Origin of the sequence: Nocardia amikacinitolerans (assembly GCF_900215415.1) — a bacterium.
Lineage (GTDB): Bacteria > Actinomycetota > Actinomycetes > Mycobacteriales > Mycobacteriaceae > Nocardia > Nocardia amikacinitolerans.
In genome coordinates this window covers 378,074-400,514 of the sequence record NZ_OBEG01000002.1, presented here as the reverse complement: position 1 = coordinate 400,514, position 22,441 = coordinate 378,074, and the positions used below count along the sequence as shown (strand labels likewise).

Sequence of the window (22,441 nt, the reverse complement as noted above, 5' to 3'; positions counted from 1 at the left end):
CGGGCGCGTTTCAGCTCAATTGCAGGAACCGCGCCAGGTCGGGTAGGTCGTCCGGCGCGGCGGGCAGGTACTCGGTGAGCAGCGGCGAGCGGATGATCACCGCGCGCCACATGGCCCGCGACACGGCCGCGCGAACCAGGTTGGGCGACAACAGGAACGACATGCCGTGCGGGGCGTCGGCCGGGCTCGACGTGGTCATCGACAGCAGCACCACCGCGGCCTCCCTGCCGCGGAAACGGTCGACGGTGCCGACGAGCACGTCCTCGATCTTGGCGCGCGCCAGCATGGTTCGGATCCGGCCGACCTGCGCGCCGTACGGCGCGACGACGAAGATGTCGTGCGGGTGCAGCCGCCGGGTGGTCGCGCCCATCGTCCACGGCAGGCCGAGCAGGGCGCGCACCTGGCGCACCACCTCGCGTGCCTCGGCCGCCGATTCGGTGGCATCGCCGTAGTGATCGACGAGGACGGTGCCGATCCCCGGCTCGACGCCGTCGAGTTGCCTTGCCAGCGTAACGGTTTCGTTGGAGCGCAACCTGCCGTCGTAGAACAGCCGGGAGATCGGCTCGCACACCCGGGGATGCATCCGCCAGGTGCGGTCCAGCAGGTACCCGCGCTCAGGCGGGACGGTGTGGCGGCCGGCGAGCAACCAGCCGAGGACCGATTCGCCCACCGGCCCGGGATGCGCGCTGCGCGCGCCGGTGGGCTGCGGATCGCCGAGCAGCAGCAGATTGCGCGCACTGCCCGCCACCGTCGCGGTCTCCGCCAACGGGAACCGGCCCGCGTCCGCGATCACCAGCAGGTCCAGGCTGTCCGCGGGAACCACGGCATCGTCGGCGAAATCGGCGGCGAGCCCGCCGATGACGCACCCGTTCACGGCGTTGTCCAGGAACCGCGGATAGCGGGCGCCGTCGATCACCGCCCACTCCGGCGCCACCGCCTCGGCGTCCTTCTTCGCCACCAACTCCGGAAGCACGCCGACAGCGACGATCGCGTCCAGCAGGCTCTCCACCGTCGAATGCGCTTGCGCCACAACACCGATACGCCACTTGTTCCGCACGACGAGCCGTTCCAGCACCCGTGCGACGGTGGAGTTCTTCCCGGTCCCCGACGGGCTCTGCACCACCAAATAGGACTCGTCCAATTCGCGGGTGGCCGCGGTGATGGCGGCGGCGTGGTCGCCGTGCACCTCGGGCAGCGACGCGTCCCCGCGCAGGCGCGGCGCGCGCCGGGCCAGGATGTCGAACAGCGCGCAGTCGGGGATCTCCGGCAGCGTCACCAGCAGCCGCTGCGCGGCCGATTCCATGGCGGCCTCGGCGTTCTCGTCCCAGGCGGGAAGTCCCGGCGCGATGGCGATGGGTAGGTCGTCGTAGGGTTCGCAGCCGTCCGGTAGGAGTTCCTCCAGCCGGACCGTGTCGTCGAAGTCGGCGTCCACCGCGCAGCCGAGCACCGTCGCCGTCGCGGTGCCGCGCTTGCCGACCGCGGTGCGCATGCCCGCGGCTACCGGGTGGTCGTAGTAGGTGTACACGGTCGCGCCCGGCGCGAGGGCGGCCGCGCCGCCGCCGTCGCGGCCGGTGCCGATCCGGCCGGTCAGCGTCAGATACCTGCGCATGGACGGGCGGTTGGGGCTGTGGTGCCACTTGGTGTCCACGGTGCCCCAGTCGGCGATCAGCACGCCGGACGCGTCCGGCCATTCGTGCACGGGGTGGCTGAGGCGGTCGGCGTGCGAGTACCACAGCGGCTGACGTTCGCGCCGGTGGTAGCCGAGCGCCGCCGCCATCAGCGCCGCGGGATGGCCCGGATTCCCCTGGGCCGCGGCGTATTCCGCGAGCGCGGCCTCCACCGAGGACGGGCCGGACATGGGCGCCAGCTGTGTCGGTTCCGGCGTCGGATACCGGTCGGCGCGCGCCATGGGATCGGTGTGCTCGTCGGCCAGTTCCAGCAGCCAGTCGCGTAGCCGAAGCACCGTGACGCAGGCGGGTTCCGGCGCGCCCGCATCGGGCAGCAGGCGCCGCAGCCGATCCAGCCCGTACGAGTCCTCGCCGACCAGCAGCGCGTTGCGCACGATCGGATACAGGTCGACCAGCACACCGTCGCGCAGCAAATCGTCGGCGATCTCCTCGCCGACGCCCGACTCCCCGGTCCAGCGCAGCAGCGCCGAACGCACCTCCGAGGTGTAGTGGTAGACGCGCATGTCCGGGAACGTCCGTCGCCGGCGAGCGAGCAGATCGAGCACCCGGCTCAGCGCGTCCCGCCACGCCGCGTCCTCGTCGGTGTCCTCGTCGGAGAACGGCGCGCGCAAGGACAGGTGCACGGTGCCAGGCTCGCCGATCTCGATCGCCGCGAGGCGTCCCCGCTCGTCGGCGTCGACGGTCAGCGAGAGATCGCCCGGTGTGGCGGGCGGCAGCCCGGCGAGCGCGAGCGCGTCGACGAGCGTGTGCGCGGGACGGCCCGAATCCTCGCTGCGCCGTTGGATTTCCGCCTGCCTGCGCAGCGTGGTCACGGTGCGCGGCGGCAGTCCCTGCACCGCGCCGTCCAGCCCGCCGAGCCGGTCGATGGTGCTCACCCCGGCCTCGCGCAGCCTGGCGCGCGCGGCGGGGGACATCCCCGCGACGAGGAGCAGATCGCGCGCCGCGGTCAGCTCGGCCGTGCAGGTGGGGCAGCGGCCGCAGGCCAGATACCGCGGATCGCCCCACTGGACGGGCAGCAGCTCGCCGAGCTTGTCCTCCACGATCCGTTCGACGCGCCGCCGCCGCGCCAGATAGACCGGAACCAGATCGGTGAGCGGATGGTCGGCACTGTCCGCGCCGAGATGCAGCCGGGCCGTGGGTGCGGCGAGGCCACCGCTCGCGTCCAAAGCCACGGCGCAGGCGGCCGATTCGAGCGCCGTGCCCACCAGGGCCCACGGTGTCGCGGCGGCGCCGTGCACGGTGTAGCGCACCCGATGACTCGCGCGGACGAGGTACTCGCACGAGCACGCGAACCCGCCGTCGAAGAAGGTGGCGTTGTGCACCACCGCCACGCCTTCGCGCAGCGCGGCAAGGGTCTGCTCGTGCGCGTCCCGCAGCGCCGCGACCCGCCCCGCTGGATCGTCCGGATTCTGTGGCGGCTGGCGGATCTCGACCATGCCGCTGCCGTAGCGGTCGCGGAAGTCGGCGAGCCTGCGCTCGCGGGAATCGTCGACGCGGTGCGGCTCGGCCGCGAAAGTTCGCGCGGCAGCGGCCTCGATGTCGTCCGGAAGCGCGCCCAGTTCGGTGTCGAGGGCACGCAGCAACGCGAATTCACAGCGCGCCGCGCGCACGAGATCAGCGGCGGCGCATACGACACGATCACCGAACACGAACAAACGCGCCCCTCCTGTGTCTTCGCCGGGACACCCGCACCGGGCGCGCTGGCGTGCGCGCCGGTCGGCAACACCTTAGCTAGCCCCGCGTGACCTCGGCGTACCCGCCCGGCTCAGGAGCGTGGCTTACGGCGCTCCGGGCGCTTGCCCGCGTCGCGGTCGCGGCGCGGACCCCGGGTGAACGAGCGGTGCGATGGCGGGCCCTGGTCCAGCTGCAACTGGATGAGCACGCCGCTGATCCTGGTGCGCCGCAAGGCTTCCAGTGTCTCGGCGGGCAGCTGCGCGGGCAGCTCGACCAGACTGTGGTCCGGCCGAATGCTGATATGCCCGAAGTCGCTGCGTCGCAAACCACCCTCGTTGGCGATGGCGCCGACGATCGCGCCGGGCACCACGCGGTGCCGCTTGCCGACGCTGATCCGGTAGGTGGCCAGCTCCGCGCCGGTGCCGCGGTGGTGCGACGCCGCGGGGCGCTCCTCGTCGAACCGGCGGGCGGGCCGTTCCCTCGGCACGCGCTCGCGCCGCTCGGGCTCGGGTTCCGGCTCCATGAAGAAGTTGTCGCCGTCGTAGGAGCCGACCGCCAAAGCCGCGGCGATGTCGACGAGCGGGATGTTGTGCTCGCGCTCGTAGTCCTCGATCAGCTTGCGGAACAGCGGCAGATTCGCCGAGGACAGGTTCTCGGTGATCGCGTCGCCGAACTTCGCCACGCGCTGCGCGTTCACGTCCTCGACGCTTGGCAGCTGCATCTCCTCGAGCGGGTGGCGCGTGGCGCGCTCGATCGCCTTGAGCAGATGACGTTCCCGCGGCGCGACGAACAGCAGCGCCTGTCCGCTGCGGCCCGCGCGGCCGGTGCGGCCGATGCGGTGCACGTAGGACTCGGTGTCGTGCGGGATGTCGTAGTTGACCACGTGCGAGATGCGGTCCACGTCCAGGCCGCGCGCGGCGACGTCGGTGGCCACCAGGATGTCCAGCGCGCCGGACTTGAGCTGGCCGATGGTGCGCTCGCGCTGGTTCTGCGCGATGTCGCCGTTGATCGCCGCGGCGGAGAAACCGCGGGCGCGCAGCTTCTCGGCGAGCTCCTCGGTGCCCTGCTTGGTGCGCACGAAGATGATCATCGCCTCGAAGGACTCGACCTCGAGGACCCTGGTCAGCGCGTCCAGCTTGCGCTGGTGCGAGACCTGCACCCAGCGCTGGGTGATGTTGGTGTTGGTCTGGGTCTTGGCCTTGACCGTGATCTCGACCGGGTCGTGCAGGTACTGCTTGGAGATCTTGCGGATCGCCGAGGGCATGGTGGCCGAGAACAGCGCGACCTGCTTGTCGGTTGGCGTCTCGGCGAGAATCCGCTCGACGTCCTCCTGGAAGCCCATCTTGAGCATCTCGTCGGCCTCGTCCAGCACCAGGTACTGGAGCTGGGAGAGGTCGAGCGTGCCCTTCTCCAGGTGATCGATGACACGGCCCGGCGTGCCGACGACGACGTGCGCGCCCCGGCGCAGACCGGACAGCTGCACGCCGTAGCTCTGACCGCCGTAGATCGGCAGCACGTGCAGGCCCGGCATATGCGCGGCGTAGCGGCCGAACGCCTCGGCGACCTGGATGGCCAGCTCGCGGGTCGGCGCGAGGACGAGCGCGCGCGGCTGCCTGCCCTCGACCTTCAAGCCCATCAGGATCGGGATCGCGAATGCGGCGGTTTTGCCGGTGCCGGTCTGGGCGAGGCCGACCACGTCGGCGCCCTCCAGCAGCGGCGGAATGGTCGCCGACTGGATCGGCGATGGCGATTCGTAGCCCACGTCGGCGATGGCCCGCAGAATGCGGTCATCGATACCCAAGTCGGCGAAGGAGGGGCCGGCAGCCGGGGAAGACGCTTCGCTCCCAGCCGGGTCCCTGTCGTTGTCGCCAGGAACGCTGTCGACCTCATTGGTGTTCATTGACCAGCAGTTTACCGCCTGGCGGTGGCCGTCCCTGCCACCGGGCCAATACGGTGAGACCTATGCAACTGAACGACGCGCCCGAACATCAGGATCAGCCCGCTGCTTCCGTGGAGGTCGCGGTCGTCCAGTTCGCCCCGGGAAAGGACCCCGCGGCCAACCTCGCCGCGCTGCGCGAGCACGTCGGGACCGCCGCGAGCAGGGGCGCCCGGTTGGTGGTCGCGCCCGAATACTCGATGTTTGCCGTGACCCGGCTCGACGAACGGGTCGTGGCCGTGGCCGAGCCGCTGACCGGCCCGTTCGCCACCGCGCTCGGCGCGATCGCCAGGGAATTCGCGGTGTATCTGGTGGCGGGCATGGTCGAGCAGGTGGCTCCCGGCGCGGACCGCATCCGTAACACCCTGCTGGTGTTCGGGCCCGACGGCGAACTCGTCACGCGTTATCGGAAGGTGCACCTCTACGACGCCTTCGGCTATCTGGAATCGAACGTGGTCGAGCCAGGCGCGATCGAGGAGCCGCCGATCTTCGCGGTCGACGGCGTGCGCTTCGGCGTGCAGACCTGCTTCGATCTGCGCTTCCCCGAGGGCTTCCGGCGCATCGCCGCCGCGGGCGCACAGGCGCTGGTATTGCCCGCGCAGTGGATCCCCGGCCCCGCCAAGGTGGACCAGTGGACGACGCTGCTGCGGGCAAGAGCCATCGAGAACACGGTGTACGTGCTTGCCGCCGACCAGTGCGCGCCGCGCGGCGCGGGCGCGTCGATGATCGTCGATCCGACCGGCAGCGTGCTCGCCGAACTCGGCGACGAACCCGGCGTGCTCACCGCGGACATAGACCTCGCGCACCTGGCGACGGTGCGGACCGCCAACCCGAGCCTGGCGTTGCGCCGATTCGCGATCACCGAGCGCGCACCGGAGTAGCGTTCGAATCGATGATCTACGCCGATCGGACCGCCGCCGGTCGCGCGCTGGGTGCCCAGCTCGAACACCTGCGCGCGTCGAAGCCGCTGGTGCTCGGTCTGCCCCGCGGCGGTGTCCCGGTCGCCGCGGCGGTGCGCGAGATCATCGGGGGCGATCTGGACATCCTGCTGGTGCGCAAGCTCGGTGTGCCGTGGCAGCCGGAGCTGGCCATGGGCGCCATCGGCGAGGACGGGGTCCGGGTGCTCAACTCGGACGTGCTCGCGCACACCGGCGTCACCCAGCGCAGGCTCGCGGCCATCGAGGAGGCCGAGCGCGAGGAACTGGAGCGGCGCAGGGAGGTGCTGCGCGGCGACGCGAAACCGGTGCCGATCGCCGGGCGGACCGTGGTGATCGTCGACGACGGGATGGCGACCGGCGCGACCGTGGTGGTCGCCTGCCGGGTCGCGCGCCTGCACCAGCCGACGCGCGTCGTCGTCGGCGTGCCGGTGTCGTCCATCGAGGCGATCCGCCGGGTGGAGGCCGAGGCCGACGAGGTGGTGTGTCCGCTGGTGCCGCGCAGCCTCGGCGGCGTCGGGGTCGCCTATCGGGACTTCCACCAGCTCGCCGACCACGAGGTCACCGATCTGCTGAACAACTGAGCCTGGTCGGACCGAGCGGAGTCCTCGCGCTGGTCCGAGTCGTCGAACCGAGCCTGGTTGTTCGGACTGGGCCGGGTCGTCGGACCGAGCGGAGGCCTTGCGCTGGGCTGGGTCGTCCTGTTGTTCGAACTGAGTCGAGTCGCGGAACCGATCAGCCGACTTCGCTGATGCCCTTGCGGTGCCGCTGCGCGAGTTCGGCGTAGAACCCCGGGTTCAGCTGCACCCACATCTGCGCCTGGGTGCCCTCGATCGGGCGCTTCACCTCCGCGGGGGAACCGGCCGCGAGCACGCCGTCGGGAATCTCGGTGCCCGGCGCCACCAGCGAATGCGCGGCGATCATGCTGCCCGCGCCGATCTTGGCGAGGTCGAGCACCGTGGTGCCGTTGCCGACGATCGCCTCCGCGCCGACGGACGCGCCGTGGAAGACCACGCTGTGCGCGATGGTCGCGCCGGGACCGATCTCCATCGGCACGTCCGGCGGAACGTGCAGCACGGCGTTGTCCTGGATGTTGGCGCGTTCCCGGATGGTGATCGGGGCGAGGTCGGCGCGCAGCACCGCGCCGTACCAGATCGAGGCGCCCGCCTCGACCCGCACGTCACCGATCAGCGTCGCGGTCGGCGCGACGAACGCGGTCGGATCGACCTGCGGCCGCTTGCCTTCGAATTCGTAGAGTGGCACGGCTACAGGTCTACCAGCGCCGTGCCGCTACCACCGCTCGGATCGCGCGGTGGTCTTCTCGGCGGCGGCCAGCATCGGGCGCAGGTGGGCGGCGAAGGTCTCCGCGTTCACCGGCGCAATGTGCACGTCGGCGCCGGTGCGGACCGCGTAACGACCGTCCTCGGCGACGTCGATCCAGCACAGCACCCCGAACGGCTTCAGCTCTTCGTCGCGGCGCACCGACACCACGATCTGGCCGATGCCGTCCCGCGGGCTGGCGAGCAGGCGGCGAATCCGCGCGGGCGCGGACGGACCCGAGACCGGAACGGTCACCAGATCGCGGCTGTCCTCCTTGACCCGCGACAGTGGTGAACTGAGCCGGGCGGCGGTGCCGGGCGGATTCTCCGGGAGCATCGAGATCACCCGGGCGGGAAGGCTTTTCGGGCTGCCGACGAACAGCCGGATGTCACCGCCGCGGTCGGGCGTCGGCCCCGGGCGTTGCGCGGCGACGACGGCGACGTTGCCCGAGGCGACGCCGAGGACGCGCACGGGTCGCACGGCGCCGATGGCCGGTGCGCCGGAGGTGTGGTCGAACCCAGCGCCGGAGGTGCGGTCGGAACCGGTGTGGGAGGGGCCATTCGACCCGATGCCGAAAGGGCCACCGAACTCTGCGTCGGAGGGGCGGTAGGACCCGGTGCCGGAACGGCCATCGAACCCCGCGCCCATGGAGCCGCCGAACCTGGCGTCGGTGGTACTGCCGAACTCGGCGCCGGAGGTACCGGCGAACTCCGCCGAGGAGCCACCGGACCCGGCACCGCCATGGCGCCCCGAGGCGGAGTCACTCGCGAAATCGGAGTAGGCATCCGTCGACGGTCCCGCTGACATACCGATGGCGAATTCGGCGGTGTCCGTGAGTTGTTCGCCGTCCGGGGCGGCGGCGCGGTTGGTCGGTCGGTGCTCGCCGAATACCTCGATGCGCACCGTCGGCCGGGTCAGCAACCGCAGCGCGGCTTCCAGATCGGCGTCCAGCGTCCGCTCGCACCACGCGTGCAGGGCGGGCAGTTGGGCCGCCCGCTCCACCGAATCGCGCGCCGAGAGCCGGACGGCCAGCGGGTACGGGATACGGTCACCGTCGGTGCGTTCCCAGGCCATGGCGAACTGGTCCGGTGTCAGCGTCCAGTTCACTCCAGCTCGGTCCATTCGCCGACGACCGGTGGTGTGGTCGGATCGAGTTCGCCGATCAGCTCGCCCGTTTCGTCCGCGGGTTCGAGGAAGGTCAGCTCGTCGTCGATCCAGTGCAGCTCGTCGTCCTCCTCCTCGGCGCGGGCGGCCGCGGCCTTGGACGCGACGCTGGAACCGTGCCGGGTGGTGTCGGCCGCGGCGAGCGCGCCGCCCATGAGCCCGCCGACGGCGCCGGCGCCCATACCGGTGACGGCCTCGCTGTTGGCGTCCCTGCGCCGTTCCTCGCGCTTGCGCTCGTCCTCGGCGGCCGTCGTGCCGCCGCCTGGCATGGTCGCGCCGGGCAGCGCGGCGGAGGCCGCGACCACCGGCGCCGAAAGACCTTGGCGCGGTGCGCGATCCGGCGTCGCTGCCGCGGCGGCGACGGTGGGCGCGTCGGTCGCGACGGTGACGGGCTTGGCCGCGGCGGGCGTCGTGTCGGTGGCGGGCGGGGCGGTGAGCGGTCCGGCGGACGCGGGGGTCACCGTCGCGGGTGTCGTGTCGGTGGCCGGGGCCTGCTCCGGTTCGGGTTCGGGTTCGGTCTCCCGCGCCGGTTCCGCGACCGGCACCGACGTGAGCGTCGAAACAGATTGGGCTCCAGGGACATCCACCGTACTCACCGGAGCGCCCAGCGCGGCGCCCGGCGCGCTGCCGCCCGGGGTACTGCCCGTCGGGACGATCGGCGCGTCGTCCGGGAATGCCGGAACCCCCGAACCGCTTTGCAGAAACGCGTTGGCGTAGATGGTGTCCATGGCCTGCACGACGTCTTGGCGGTCGTGCTCGGTGGTCTTCTGGGTGGCGATGTTGCCGGTCGCCTGATTCGGATCGAGCAGTGCCGCAGCGAGATCCGGCTCGGCGCCGGACGGCGAACCGACCGCGGACCGCAGCGTCTCGGCGGCATCGCCCGCCTGGCCGAGCCGCTGCGCCACCGCCGCCATCACATCGGCGAGCTGCTGGCCGCGCTGTTCGAAATCACGCACCGCGTCGGCGGCGGTCTGCGCCGCGCCGCCGCGCCAGCCGTCGGCGATGGTGGAGCGAATCTCGTTGTGCGCCTGCGCGACCGACTCGGTCAGGCCGGTCGCCGAGGTCTGCCAAGCCTGCTGACCGGCGTTGAGCACCGCCGGGTCGAGCAGCTGCACCTTGCCGTGGATCTCCTGGTGGGTCAGGTTGTCGAAGACCTCAACGCTCGGCGCGTAGGCCGGATCGACGCGGGTGTGCGGCGCGCGTTCGGTCTGGTACGGAATCTCACGCATGCGCGGCTCCCGTCGCGTCCACCCTGGCCACCGCGGCCGCGAGTTCGGTGTCGGCCTCGGTGTAGGCCGTCGCCGCGGCGCGGAAGGTCTGGGCGAGCGCCCGCGCCGAGTCGGCGTAGTCGCGCAGCCGCGCGATCGCGCCCTCGGCCTTGTCCTCGAAACCGCGCCGGAGTGCGTCACCGGAAGCGAAACCGCCGAAGCCGGGCAGCGATACGGCCGCGCTCAGCACTCCGATCTGCGCTTCGACCTCGTCGGCGAGCTGCTCGTAGCGTCGTGCGCACCGCTCGTGCGCGCCGTCGGCGACCAGCACGCCGTCGATCCAGAGCCTGCCCTCGTCGACCGCTTGATTCAGTGCCGTGACCTGCGGCACCGCGCTGTCCTGTGGTTGCACCGCCCCGTCCCCCTTGTCTCCTCATCGTGCCGCGTCGTGCGGCCGTACTCGGTTCACGCGTGCCGTGCCAACCCCACGACGACGCCCTGCATCCAGTCCGCGATGTCGACGCCGACCCGCGCGCGCACCGGCTCGTGCAGCAGATCGTGCCCGGCGTCGGCGTACTCGCGTAAATCTACCCATTCGTGGCGTGCAGTCCAGACCCGCATCGCATCGATCGGCGCGCGACGGTCCTCCGTCCCGTGCACCGCCAGGATCGGAAGATCGGACGGAAGCGGGGTGCCGGGAGCGCCGGGCAGGCCGCTGCCGAGTGCGCGGCGCGGAACAGCCGAGAGCACCAGACCGGACAGCGTGCCAGGGTCGATGCTCGGGACGGTCGGGAAGTTCGCCTCGACGGCATTGAGGTCGGTGGCCGTGCTCGCGTCCGGTACCGCGGCGCCGAGCATGCCGAGCACGGTGACCGCACCGAGCGAATGCCCCATCAACACCAACGGCGTGTCCGGCAGTTCGACACGCGCCAGATCCACCAGTCGGGTCGCGTCCGCGACCAGCTCGGCGAGGGTGCCGGGATGCGCGGGATCGCCTTCGCTGAGGCCGTGGCCCGCGGTGTCCAGTCCCCACACCTCGACGTCGATCGACCGTAGGTACCGGGCGAACCGGTGGTAGTGGCCGCTGTGCTGGCCGATACCGGGCAGTAGTATCGCCACCGCCGCGGGGTGGTCGACCGTCCAGCGCCGATAGTGCAGCCTGCCGCGCGTGCCGTCGAAGTAGAGCATGCACTGATAGTGCCAAACCTTCTGCATTTCAGGGGACTTCACCATCCCGGTGAGCAGGCGGTTACACTGCGCGCGTTCGCGGTGCCGATCAGGAGGTCCCAGGTGTCCGTCGTCGAGTTGCCCGCGCTCCTGCGCCGCGCCGTTCCCGCGCTCGCCGTCGCCCTGGCCTGCGCCGGAGCCGCCGCGCCGCACGCGACCGCGGAACCAGCCCCCGCTTGCGCGCCCGCGACGTCGGCGACCGCACTGCCCGCCGCCGTCCCGGTGCTGGACTGGTCGGAGAACCTGGCCTACGACGGGCAGGGCAACCTGTGGGTTTCCCGGCTGTACCGCAACGAGGTGCAGCGCTACGACGACGCGGGACGGCTGACGGCCACGGTCCCGGTGGAGTTTCCCGGCGCGGTCCGGCTCGGACCGGACGGGCTGATGTACGCCGTCTACGGCGACGCGCCGACCAGCGTCGTTCGCCCCGGTGGCGTCGTCCGTTTCGACCCGGCCGCCGACGCACCGCGCCCGGAGATCTTCGCGTCCGGATTCACCATGCCCAACGGCGCGGCCTTCGACGCCGACGGCACGCTCTACGTCGCCTCCGCGACCGGCGTGATCCGCATCGGCCGCGACGGCGTCGTCGACACGGGCTGGACCGAGCGGGCAAGGCTGAACGCCAACGGCATCGCCGTGCACGACGGCACGGTGTACCTGACCTCCAACGGCGGTCCGCTCGGACGGGTCCTGCGCTTCCCGGTCACCGAACCGGACCGTCGCACCGTTCTCACCGATCTCACGTCCGCGCTTCCCGGCGTCCCCGACTTCGCCGACGACTTGCTGGTGGACGATGCGGGCGCGGTCTACGTGACCGCGCTGTCCGGCCAGCTCGTCCGGATCGATCCGAACGGCCAGCCCTGCCGCATCCTCTCGGCCGAACCGATGACGTCGCTCGTCGCCGTACCGGGCCGCCCCGGCGAACTCCTCGCGGGCACCGAACGCGGCGCGGTCCTACGCATCCAGCTCGCCCCCTAACACACCCCCGCCTCGGCTCGCAGTGATCCCGCTCGACCACCATTTCTCGGCCCTCGATAGAGAAATGGATTCGACGGGAGTCGAATGGCTGTGCGACACGCCCAGATAGCCGCCATTTCTCTCCCGTCATACGGTCAGCCGCGGTGGTTGGGGAACCCGCACGTCTGCGCCTGCCGGTATCGTCCAACGTCGACGCGGGGAACACCGGTGCGAATCCGGGGCTGTCCCGCAACTGTCACCGAGGAGCAATCCGCCGATTCATGGCCACGACCTGCCCGGGTTGGAAGGCCGGTGGTGCGCGTCGATCCGGGAGCCAGGACACCCGCGTCGGATGCATCGGGACGACTCTCCACGAGGATGGCATGGACAACTCCACAGGATCTCGACGGCCGCTGGGCCGCCGGGAGTTATTGCTGCGCGGGGCCGGGGCTGCCGGCCTCGTCGCGCTCGGCGGCATCGGTGTGCTCACCGGTTGCGGGACCGACGGATCGACCGGAGCGCCGGAGGGTCCGCCGCGCGCGGGTGGCCGGTTGCGCTCCGCGATCGCCGGGCGTGCCGCGAGCGTCGACGTGCTCGACCCGCACCGGGCGGGCAGTTCCGCGGGCGGCGCGGTCTCCAAGAACGTGTGGGACAAGCTGGTCGCCTACAACAACGACCTGACCCTGCGGTACCGGCTCGCGCAGTCGCTGGAACCCAACGCGGACGGCAGCGAATGGCGGATCACCCTGCGCCCCGGCGTGGTCTTCAGCGACGGCACGCCGCTGACCGCCCGGGATGTGCTGTGGAGCTTCGAGCGCATGCTCGACCCGGCAAAGCCGTCCTCGGGCGACCTCGCGGTGGTCGACATGGCCCGCACCAGGGCCGACGGTGAGCTCGGCGTCGTCGTCGCGATGAAGACGCCGATCGCGGACTTCGGCTCGGTGCTCGCGGGGTGGTACTGCTACGTCGTCAAGGACGGCAGCACGGTGTTCGACGAGCGGACTCTCCCGGTCGGCACCGGCCCGTTCGCGCTGCACTCGTGGTCGCCGGGCGACCGAACGGTGTTGCGGCGCAACGAGAAATATTGGGACGGTCCGGTACACCTGGACGAGGTCGAGATCATCCAGATCGCCGAGACCGAGGCGCGGATGAACGCCTTCCTCTCCGGCGAAGTGGATCTGGTGCAGGAGATGTCGTACCTACAGGCGCGTTCGCTGGACAGCGATCCGGACGCCTACGTCGTCACCCCACCGGCCGGACTGATGGGCGCCTTCCAAATGCGCGTCGACGAACCGCCTTTCGATGACGTGCGGGTCCGCCAGGCGATGCGGTTGGCTGTCGATCGACAGGCCATGGTCGACTCGGTGTACTACGGCTACGGCGAGGTCGGCAACGACATCTACGGCAAGGGCGCGCCTTTCTACAACGACAGCCTGCCGCAGCGGACCTACGACCCCGAGCGGGCCAGGCAGCTGCTGAAGGAGGCGGGCAAGCACAACCTGACCGTCACCTTGCAGACCGCCGACGCCATTCCCGGGATGGTCGAATCCGCAACGCTTTTCGCCGAGCACGCCAAGGCCGCCGGTATCACGATCCGGCTGGAGACGGTCCCCGCCGACACCTACTTCTCCCGGGTGTCGGGCAAGCAGCCGCTGACCCATATCGGTTGGTGGAACTACAGTTTGGACTACTTCTACGGCCAGACCATGACCAGTGCTTCGCCGAGCAACGGCACCGGTTGGCGTCGCCCGGCGTGGGACGCCAAGTTCGCCGCGGCCCGTGCGGAGATGAACGAGCAGCGGCGTCGCCAGCTGTACTTCGAACTCCAGGAAGAACTCTGGAACGAAGGCGGCTACATCCTGCACAGCTTCGCGAAGCGGCCGGACGCCGCCCGTAAACGGGTGCGGGGCGTCCGCGACGGCGTGCCTGGCACGGACGATTGGGCGAACTTCGCCACGACCTGGCTGGCGTCCTAGGCGGCGGTCGTGACCCGTTATCTGCTGCGCCGGATCGGCGGCGGCATCGGGGTGCTGTTCGTCGTCGCGCTGGTGGTGTTCGGACTGTTCGAGGCGCTCGACTCGGACGCGGCCGCCGTCGCGCTGAGCCGTGACGGCGGCCGCGATCCCTCGCCGGAACAGCTCGCCGCCGTCCGCGCCGAACTCGGCCTCGATCGTCCGGCTCCGGTTCGATTCCTGGACTGGGCGGGCGATTTCCTGCGCGGCGACCTCGGAACCTCGCTGGTTTCGGGACGTCCGGTCGGCGAGGTCCTGCTTGATCGGCTCGGCAACAGCGCGGTCTTGGCCGTGGTGACGACGGCGCTGCTGGTGCCGATCGTGCTGTGTCTCGGTCTCGCGGCGGGTGCGCGGGCGGGGTCGCGGCTGGACCGAGCCGTCAGTGCCGTGACCCTGGTCGCCGAGTCGCTGCCGTCGTTCGTGTCCGGCGTGATCCTCGTCGCCACCGTCGCTTTGACGTTTCGGCTGCTGCCCGCGGTCTCGCTGCTGCCGACCGGCGTGAGCGCGTGGCAGCGGCCGGAAGTGCTCGTCCTGCCGGTGCTGTGCTTGCTGCTCGGCGCGAGTCCACATCCGGTGCGGGTGATCCGGGCACAGACCGCCGACGTGATGACCAGTCCGTACATCGAGACGGCGCGGCTCAACGGCGTCGGCCCGTCGCGGCTGCTGGCCAGGCACGTAGCCCCGAACGCGGTGTCCGCGTCGATCCATCCGCTCGCCGGATCGATCGTCGGACTGATCGGCGGAATCGCGGTTGTCGAAACACTTTTCGCCTATCCCGGATTGTCCCAGGAATTGCTGCGCGCCATCTCGGCGCGCGATTTTCCGTTCGTCCAGTCGGCCGCGATGCTGATGGCGGGCGTCGGGTTGGTGGTGTATCTGATCGCCGATCTGCTCACCCTCGCCGTCAGCCCGCGGGCGCGGCACGTGGTGTTGGGCGGGCAGTCGTGACCGGTCCAGCGGGTGCGGTCGTGATATTGGGGGCGCGGTCGTGATCGGCCGCGACGGAGGTGATAACCGGCGGGCGTTCGTGATTCGCCTGCCGCGTCGTGCGATTCCGCCCGCCGTTGGTTTGGCGGTGGTCGTCGCGACTGTGGCGCTCGGGCCGCTGATCGCCCCGCATTCGCCGACCGCGCCGGTGGGCCGTCCGTTCCAAGGCCCGTCCGCGCGGTACCCGTTCGGCACCGATGTGGTTGGGCGCGACGTGCTCTCGCGGCTGCTGCACGGCGGGGTTCCGCTGGTGTCGATCGCGGCGGTCGCCCTGGTGACCGCGTACGTCATCGGGCTGGCGCTCGGTCTGCTCGCCGGGTTGCGGCGGGGCGCCGATCCCTGGGTGATGCGCCCGGTCGACGCCGTGGTTGTCGTGCCGTGGTTCCTGTTGCTCGCGGTCATCGCGACCGCGATGGGGCCGGGTCCCGCGGCGATCGTGGCGACCACCGCGGCGGCCTCGGCCCCGTGGATCGCGCGGATCGTGCGCACCGCCGTGCTCGACCTCGCCGCACAGGGATACGTGGAGGCCGCGCGCGCCAGGGGCGAGCCGTGGTGGCGACTCGCGGTGGTGGAGGTGCTGCCGAATCTGCGCTCGGTCATATTGGCGGACGCGGGAATTCGCGTCTCGGGCGCCATCGCCATGGTGGCGGTGAGCGGGTTCCTCGGCTTGGGTCTGCGCCCGCCCTCCGCGGATTGGGCGTTGATGATCACGGAGAACCGACCGGGTTTCGCGGTCGCGCCGTGGTCGGTGCTCGCGCCCGCCGGATTGGTGATGGCATTGGTCGTCTCGGTGAACCTGCTGGTGGATCGACTGCTCGGCGGGGACGAGCGGCGGGTCGAAGCGGCCATCCGGGCGCCCGGAGACGGCCTCGCGGTGCGGGGGCTCAGCGTCCGCGACGCGCACGGCCGTGCCGTGCTCGACGATGTGACGCTCGCGGTCGAGCAAGGCCGCGGACTCGCGGTCGTCGGCCCATCCGGTGCGGGCAAGACGACCTTCGCGCTGGCCGTGCTCGGCGCGCTGCCGAAGGGAATGTCCGCGACGGGCGTCATCGCGACACCCGCGGCGACCGGCCGCCGCACCGTCGGCTACGTGCCGCAAGACCCGTCCTCGGGTCTGAACCCGGCCCTGCGCATCGGCACCGCTATCCGCGAAATCGCCCGCGCCCGAGCTGGTTCCAACCAACCAGACATCGCCGCTGCCCTGCGCCGAGTGGGCCTCCCCACCGACCGCCCCTTCCAACGCCGCTACCCGCACCAACTCTCCGGCGGCCAGCAACAACGGGTGCTCCTCGCCATGGCGCTGCTCGGCGACCCGGCCCTGATCGTCCTCGACGAACCCACGACCGGGCTCGACCACCGAACCCGCACCGAACTTCTCGACACCTTGCATGCGATCCGCCACGAGACCGCGACGACCTTCGTCGTCATCACCCACGACCTCCCCGCTCTGGCGTCGATCGTCGACGACGTCGCCGAGTTCGACGGCGGCCGCCTCACCCGCTTCGAGCCCCTGCGCTCGGCCCCGTCGGCAACCCCAGATCTCGCCCGCCCCGACCGCGGTGCCAGTCCGGTGCTGCCTGCTCTCGGATCGAACCTCGGGACAGACCGCGACGCGATCCCGGCGCTGCTGCCGGACAAGCAGATCATCGATGTCGACGCGAACCCGCTGCGGGGCAAGGGGCTGCCGGTGCAGCGCCGAAGCAGACTTCCGGTGCTCGACGGACACCGCGGTCCACGTGACGAACGGCGGGCGGCAGCGGCCGTCGAAGAACCCGGGGCCGAGCGGAGCACCCCGCCGGGCGGGGCAGGGGCGCTCAGGCGCGGGCGTCCAGTACTCGAAGGGGGCGGTCGGGTCCCGGCATTGCTGGTCGACGGCCTGACGGTCCGGCACCGACGCGGCCGTCCCGTCCTCGACGGAGTCGGCTTCGAGTTGGGCGCGGGGGAGTGCCTCGCGCTCACCGGCCGTTCCGGAGCGGGCAAGACCACGGTGGCGCGGGTACTTGCGGGGTTGTGCGAACCCGAGTCGGGCGCAATCGAACTGGCGGGCCGACGCCTGCCCGCGGGCGTTGATCGGCGCTCGACCGACGAGCGGCGAGCCGTCCAGCTGGTCTTCCAGAACCCGGCGACATCGTTGAATCCCGCGTATTCCGTCGGCAGACAGGTCCGCCGCACACTCCGCCTGCTGCGCGGTATCGATGAAGCGGCCGCCGCCAACGAGGCACTGCGCCTCTTCGAATCGCTGCGCCTCGACCCGAGCCTGCTGTCCCGGCGACCGTCCCAACTCTCCGGCGGTCAACAACAGCGCGTCGCCATCGCCCGCGCCCTCGCCGCCGACCCCACGATCCTCGTCTGCGACGAGATCACCGCCTCGCTGGACAGCAGCGCCCAAACGGCCGTCCTGGATCTCCTGGATTCCCTGCGCGCCACCGGCCTTTCCATGCTTCTCATCAGCCACCAACCCGAGGTGATCGAGCGCCTGGCCGACCGGGTCCTGACCATCGCCGACAGCCACCTGACCTCCGCGCCCGCCTAACCCCTGGCTCATCCTCGAGATGATGTGTTGGCACACACCGTTCGTACGCCTCACATAGCCACTGGCTGTGTGAGGCGTGTGAACGGTCTGTGGGAGTCGGTTTTCAGGGGTTAGGGGGATGGGGTTGTGGCGGAGGTGATTCGGGACGCGATGTGGCGGAGTTGTTCGGTGAGTTCGGGGGATTCGTGGATGCGGAATGGAACACCGAGGGCGAGGAGCCGGTGGGCCAGCCATTCCGGGGAGTCGTCGCGGGTGGCGGCCAGCGAGCAGGTGTTCTCGTCGACGGGCATGAGGTCGCCCGGGTCGTCACCGATGCGGCCGGCGACGCGCTCGATTGGTGCCGAGATGGTGACGTGCACGCGGTAAGACGGTGTCCCCCAATCGGTTCGGCGGCCCGCGACATAGTCGGCGGGGGAGGCCGCGGGTAGGGGACGCGGGGTGAAGCGAGCGCCGGTGGGTTGCGGACGTTCGATCCGATCGACGCGGAAGACCCGCCAGTCCGCGCGATCGAGGTCGTGGCCGAGGAGGTACCAGCGGCGGCGGATCGGAATGAGACCCACCGGCTCCACGTGACGACGTGAACTGCCTGAGTACCCGAAACGGGCCCGCTCCCTGTTGGTTACGGCTGCGGCCAGGATGCTCAATACCTCCGGATCGACGGTCGGCCCGTCGTGCGCCGGGGTCGTGGTGGCCGCACCGAGGACGCGCACGCGGCGGCGCAGCTTGGCGGGCAGGACCTGCTCCAGTTTCGCGAGCGCACGCACCGACGCCTCCTCGATACCGGCGACCGCGGACCCGGCCGCCGCCCGCAACCCGACCGCGATGGCGACCGCTTCGTCCTCGTCGACGAGCAGCGGCGGCATGGCCGCGCCCGCCACCAATCGGTAGCCGCCCGTCGCGCCCATGGTGGCCTGCACGGGATAGCCGAGTTCACGCAGCCGGTCGATGTCGCGGCGCACGGTGCGGTCGGTGACGCCGAGGCGTTCGGCCAGTTCGCTGCCGGAGAATTCGCGCGGGGTCTGCAACAGCGAGAGGAGCCGGAGCAGGCGAGCCGGGGTGTCGTTCACGATTTCCAGAATCCCAGAAAACTAGGACATAAATGGTCCTATATGCCTTCTAGCGTAGTTCTCATGACCAACCCCATCCGCCCCTTCCGCATCGACATCCCGCAGGCCGAGATCGACGACCTGAACGACCGGCTCGCCCGCACCCGCTGGTCGGCCCAGTTGCCCGGCTCGGATCGCGGCGTCCAGGTCGACTACCTGCGCGAGCTCGCCGAGCACTGGCGCACCCGCTTCGACTGGCGCGCGCAGGAGGAGGCGCTCAACGAGTTCCCGCAGTTCATCACCGAAATCGAGGGTCTCGACGTGCATTTCGTGCACGTCGAATCGCCGGAGCCGGACGCGCTTCCGCTGCTGCTGACACACGGCTGGCCGAATTCGTTCGTCGAGTTCACCAAGACCATCGGTCCGCTGGCCGACCCGAGGGCGCACGGCCTCGACCCCGCGCAGGCGTTCCACGTCGTGGTGCCCTCGGTGCCGGGCTTCGCGTTCTCCGCGGCGCCGACGGACGAGATGACCACCGGCCGGGTGGCGCGGATGTGGGTGGAGCTGATGGACCGCCTCGGCTACCGGCGCTACGGCGTCCAAGGCGGCGACCTCGGCGCGTATGTCGCACCGGAAATGGCGCTGGCCGCGCCGGATCGGGTGGTCGGCGTGCACCTCGACGGCGGCATCGGTATGCCGACCGCGGCGGACGTGCCGACCATGACCGCCGAGGAACGCGCGGAATGGGATCTGATGCAGCAGTGGATGACCGGCGGCGTCGACCATCACACGCTGTTGCGCGCCGCGCCGCAGACTTTCGCGCACGCGTGGAACGATTCGCCGGTCGGGCTACTTGCCTGGCAGACGCAGAAGTTCAAGGAGTTCACGCCGCTGGTCGACCACCTCGAGGAAGCGATCGACCGCGACCACCTGCTCACCAACGTCAGCCTGTACTGGTTCACCGCCACCGCGGGCACCTCGTCCTGGCCGATGTACGACGGACTCGGCAAAGACGGCTTCGTCTGGCCCACCGGGCAGAAGCTGGTCCCGACCGGCGTCTACGGCGGCGGCTCCGCGCTCATGCGGCGACTCGCCGAACAGGACAACGACATCGCGCACTGGCCAGAGGGCAACACCGGCAACCACTTCGTGGCCATGGAGGTGCCGGACATGCACGTCGCCGACATCCGCGCGTTCTTCGCGAAGCTCTCGTGACCGCTGGACCCTCGCCTCGCGGGCCGTTCATCGACGCGCGCTCGGGGCGGCCGCGCTAGCCGGACCTTGTTCCGCCACAGGGTCTTTCAGCACTGACCGAGCCGCAGGGGGTCCGCCCCTCGGCACCTCCCGGAGGACGGATCTCGCCGAAGCCGAGCTGGGGGCAGCTGAGGCCAACCGTGGCCGTGTCCGAGCCACAGAGGTTGGACAAGCAACACCGACCGAAGGTCACCATCCATCGGCCCACCCACCGAAGGCCACCCCCGGTCGGTTCACCGGTGCGCGCAGGTCGGGTGAATGAAGGTGACGTTTAGTCGGTCTGGCGGGATGAAGGGGGCCTTCGGTCGGGTACCGCGCCGACCATTCTGGACGCGGTACCAGACGCGGCGGAACAGCGTTCTAGGGCTACGGATTCGGCGCGACGGGCGCGGGAACCGCCGGAGCAGGCGCGGCGGGCGCGGGCGCGGCGGGCGCAGGCGCAGCGGGCGCAGGTGCGGGTGCGGCGGGTGGTGCGTCGGGCACCACGAAAGTCCCCACGGTCGGCGTCATCACGCAGTGCGCGCCGGGATATCCGATGATGCCCCACATCGACGCGATGACAGTGCCGGGTCCGCTGTGCACGGTCTTGGACAGCGTCGGCAGGTTGAACTCGGTGACGTCGTCGAGCGGGTCGAGGCCGCTGCGTCCGTTGTTGACGTTGACCCATGCCACGACGAGTCCGGAGGTGAGCGGGGCGCCCGAGTGCGACGGGGTGGCGCTGAAGCGCAGGGTGCCCGGCTCCGGGGTCGCGCCCTGGTGCGGGTTGACGCCCTCGGTGGTGCCCGCCGCGATGATCGTGGTGATCGGGCCGTGCGTGCCGCAGCCGAAGGTGGGCGCGGCGTAGGCGAACGGCGCCCAGTTGCCCGCGATGTCGCGCAGCTGGGCCACGTCGACGAGCTTGGTGTAATTGCCGAGCGCCTCGACGCCCGCGCGTGCGGCCTGGTCGGTTCCGGCTCGCTCGGTGAGGTGGGCGACGGCCTGGTCGACCGACGCGTCCGGCGCCGCGGCGGCGGGCCCGGCGAAGGTCAGAACCGCGCCGATGCCGAGGGAGGTCACAGTTGCGGCCGCGCGTGCGAAGGTTCTGCCGTTCACCTTGTTCTCCTCGAATACGAACCGACCTTGGGCAGCAACGTACCAGCCGACCCTGACCGCCGCCGAGTGGGCCGAGCGAGATCTGCCCGGTCGCCGACGGGTTGCGCGGCCCCGTGGGCCGATGTCGGCGACGTCTCCTGCGTACCGGACGGCGAATGTGATCCACTCGACAGTGGCGGATTACCGAGGGGTAGGTTTGACTCGGAAGTACGAGACACAACGGGAGTTGCGTATGAAAATATCCCTGTCCCCCGACGAGGTGGCCTTCCGCGACGAGCTGCGGCAGTTCTACCGCACCCAGATCCCCGCGGAGATCCGTGAGCGCGTCAAGTACGGCCATGAGCTCTCCCGCGAAGACATCGTCACGGCCCACAAGATCCTCAACGACAACGGTCTCGCCGTGCCGAACTGGCCGGTGGAGTGGGGCGGCAAAGACTGGACGCCGATGCAGCGCCACATCTGGCAGGACGAGATGCAGCTGGCCTCGGTGCCCGAGCCGCTGACGTTCAACGCCCAGATGGTCGGCCCGGTCATCGCGCACTTCGGCTCGCAGGAGATCAAGGAGCGCTTCCTCCCCGCGACCGCGGCCCTCGACATCTGGTGGTGCCAGGGCTTCTCGGAGCCGGACGCCGGTTCGGATCTGGCCTCGCTGCGCACCACCGCGGTGCGTGACGGCGATTCCTACATCGTCAACGGCCAGAAGATCTGGACCACGCTGGCCCAGTACGCCGACTGGATCTTCTGCCTGGTCCGCACCGACCCGAACGCGCCGAAGAAGCAGGCGGGCATCTCCTTCCTGCTGTTCGACGTGAAGAGCCCCGGCGTCACCATCCGCCCGATCAAGCTGATCGACGGCGGCTACGAGGTGAACGAGGTCTTCTTCGAGAACGTGCGGGTGCCCGCCGATCAGCTGGTCGGCGAGGAGAACATGGGCTGGACCTACGCCAAGTTCCTGCTCGGCAACGAGCGCACCGGCATCACCGGCGTCGGCCGCACCAAGGTCAAGCTCGGCGTCGCCAAGGACTACGCGCGCCAGATCAAGTCCGGCTCCGGCTCGCTGCTGGAGGACCCGGTGTTCGCGGCGCGGGTCGCCGAGCTGGAGAACGAACTGCTCGCGCTCGAGCTCACCCAGCTGCGGGTGGTCTCGAATTCCACGGAGGGCAAGCCGAACCCGGCCTCCTCGGTGCTCAAGATGCGCGGCTCCGAGCTACAGCAGGCCGCCACTGAGTTGCTGCTCGACATCGCGGGACCGGACGCGCTTCCGGTCGACGCGGAGGAGATCGCCTCCCCCGGCTGGGCGCAGCGCAGCGGCCCCAGCTACCTCAACTACCGCAAGACAACCATCTACGGAGGTTCGAGCGAGGTGCAGCGCACCATCATCGCCTCCACGATCCTCGGATTGTGAGGC

17 protein-coding genes and 1 riboswitch are annotated in these 22,441 nt (G+C 70.7%); of the genes, 8 read left to right on the top strand and 9 right to left on the bottom strand.

What is annotated here, in order from left to right:
- Positions 1-10: 10 nt before the first annotated feature.
- Both CRP45_RS10075 and CRP45_RS10070 read right to left on the bottom strand, forming a co-directional pair.
- Positions 11-3,337: an AAA domain-containing protein gene (locus CRP45_RS10075; RefSeq protein ID WP_245910045.1), complete on the bottom strand. Its 3,327-nt coding sequence runs from the start codon at positions 3,335-3,337 to the stop codon at positions 11-13.
- Positions 3,338-3,453: 116 nt separating this feature from the next.
- Complete coding sequence (locus tag CRP45_RS10070) at positions 3,454-5,262, bottom strand: DEAD/DEAH box helicase (RefSeq protein ID WP_179830834.1); 1,809 nt, start codon at positions 5,260-5,262, stop codon at positions 3,454-3,456.
- Positions 5,263-5,324: 62 nt separating this feature from the next.
- Between CRP45_RS10070 and CRP45_RS10065 the strand changes: the two genes are divergently transcribed.
- On the top strand, positions 5,325-6,179 hold the full coding sequence (locus tag CRP45_RS10065) for a carbon-nitrogen hydrolase family protein (protein ID WP_097244869.1): 855 nt from the start codon (positions 5,325-5,327) through the stop codon (positions 6,177-6,179).
- An 11-nt stretch (positions 6,180-6,190) separates the two neighbouring features.
- Positions 6,191-6,817 (top strand): phosphoribosyltransferase, encoded by a 627-nt coding sequence (locus tag CRP45_RS10060; protein ID WP_067788554.1) that lies wholly within the window; start codon positions 6,191-6,193, stop codon positions 6,815-6,817.
- A gap of 151 nt (positions 6,818-6,968) precedes the next feature.
- Here CRP45_RS10060 and CRP45_RS10055 read toward each other — a convergent pair whose 3' ends face one another.
- The 5 genes from CRP45_RS10055 to CRP45_RS10030 are packed head-to-tail and all read right to left on the bottom strand — an operon-like array spanning position 6,969 to position 11,113.
- Positions 6,969-7,496 carry a gamma carbonic anhydrase family protein gene (locus tag CRP45_RS10055; protein WP_097244868.1) on the bottom strand — a complete coding sequence of 176 codons (528 nt, stop codon included), beginning with the start codon at positions 7,494-7,496 and terminating at the stop codon, positions 6,969-6,971.
- A 27-nt stretch (positions 7,497-7,523) separates the two neighbouring features.
- Positions 7,524-8,675 (bottom strand): ESX secretion-associated protein EspG, encoded by a 1,152-nt coding sequence (locus CRP45_RS34530; RefSeq protein WP_245910044.1) that lies wholly within the window; start codon positions 8,673-8,675, stop codon positions 7,524-7,526.
- On the bottom strand, positions 8,657-9,946 hold the full coding sequence (locus CRP45_RS10040) for a WXG100 family type VII secretion target (RefSeq protein WP_097244867.1): 1,290 nt from the start codon (positions 9,944-9,946) through the stop codon (positions 8,657-8,659). The genes CRP45_RS34530 and CRP45_RS10040 overlap by 19 nt, the downstream gene beginning before the upstream one ends.
- Positions 9,939-10,337, bottom strand: coding sequence for a hypothetical protein (locus tag CRP45_RS10035; RefSeq protein WP_067788559.1), 399 nt, complete (start codon positions 10,335-10,337; stop codon positions 9,939-9,941). Before CRP45_RS10035 ends, CRP45_RS10040 begins: the two co-directional genes overlap by 8 nt.
- A gap of 53 nt (positions 10,338-10,390) precedes the next feature.
- Positions 10,391-11,113 carry an alpha/beta hydrolase gene (locus CRP45_RS10030; RefSeq protein ID WP_097245426.1) on the bottom strand — a complete coding sequence of 241 codons (723 nt, stop codon included), beginning with the start codon at positions 11,111-11,113 and terminating at the stop codon, positions 10,391-10,393.
- Positions 11,114-11,215: 102 nt separating this feature from the next.
- Here CRP45_RS10030 and CRP45_RS10025 point away from each other — a divergent pair, with 102 nt between their 5' ends.
- From CRP45_RS10025 to CRP45_RS10010, 4 genes are all read left to right on the top strand, one after another.
- Positions 11,216-12,130: an SMP-30/gluconolactonase/LRE family protein gene (locus CRP45_RS10025; RefSeq protein ID WP_097244866.1), complete on the top strand. Its 915-nt coding sequence runs from the start codon at positions 11,216-11,218 to the stop codon at positions 12,128-12,130.
- A 169-nt stretch (positions 12,131-12,299) separates the two neighbouring features.
- Positions 12,300-12,474: riboswitch (cobalamin riboswitch) on the top strand.
- An 18-nt stretch (positions 12,475-12,492) separates the two neighbouring features.
- A complete protein-coding gene (locus CRP45_RS10020; protein ID WP_097244865.1) occupies positions 12,493-14,085 on the top strand; it encodes an ABC transporter substrate-binding protein in 1,593 nt (530 codons plus the stop codon).
- Positions 14,086-14,094: 9 nt separating this feature from the next.
- A complete protein-coding gene (locus CRP45_RS10015) occupies positions 14,095-15,069 on the top strand; it encodes an ABC transporter permease (RefSeq protein ID WP_245910043.1) in 975 nt (324 codons plus the stop codon).
- A gap of 127 nt (positions 15,070-15,196) precedes the next feature.
- Positions 15,197-17,641, top strand: coding sequence for an ABC transporter ATP-binding protein/permease (locus CRP45_RS10010; protein ID WP_143861398.1), 2,445 nt, complete (start codon positions 15,197-15,199; stop codon positions 17,639-17,641).
- A 110-nt stretch (positions 17,642-17,751) separates the two neighbouring features.
- Here CRP45_RS10010 and CRP45_RS10005 read toward each other — a convergent pair whose 3' ends face one another.
- A complete protein-coding gene (locus CRP45_RS10005) occupies positions 17,752-18,708 on the bottom strand; it encodes a helix-turn-helix transcriptional regulator (protein ID WP_097244863.1) in 957 nt (318 codons plus the stop codon).
- A gap of 63 nt (positions 18,709-18,771) precedes the next feature.
- Between CRP45_RS10005 and CRP45_RS10000 the strand changes: the two genes are divergently transcribed.
- Positions 18,772-19,902, top strand: coding sequence for an epoxide hydrolase family protein (locus tag CRP45_RS10000; RefSeq protein WP_097244862.1), 1,131 nt, complete (start codon positions 18,772-18,774; stop codon positions 19,900-19,902).
- A 405-nt stretch (positions 19,903-20,307) separates the two neighbouring features.
- On the opposite strand, the gene CRP45_RS09995 is transcribed toward CRP45_RS10000, so the two are convergent.
- Positions 20,308-21,033, bottom strand: a complete 726-nt coding sequence (locus CRP45_RS09995) for a hypothetical protein (RefSeq protein ID WP_097244861.1) — start codon at positions 21,031-21,033, stop codon at positions 20,308-20,310.
- A gap of 232 nt (positions 21,034-21,265) precedes the next feature.
- Here CRP45_RS09995 and CRP45_RS09990 point away from each other — a divergent pair, with 232 nt between their 5' ends.
- Complete coding sequence (locus CRP45_RS09990) at positions 21,266-22,438, top strand: acyl-CoA dehydrogenase family protein (protein ID WP_097244860.1); 1,173 nt, start codon at positions 21,266-21,268, stop codon at positions 22,436-22,438.
- The last annotated feature ends 3 nt before the right edge of the window (positions 22,439-22,441 follow it).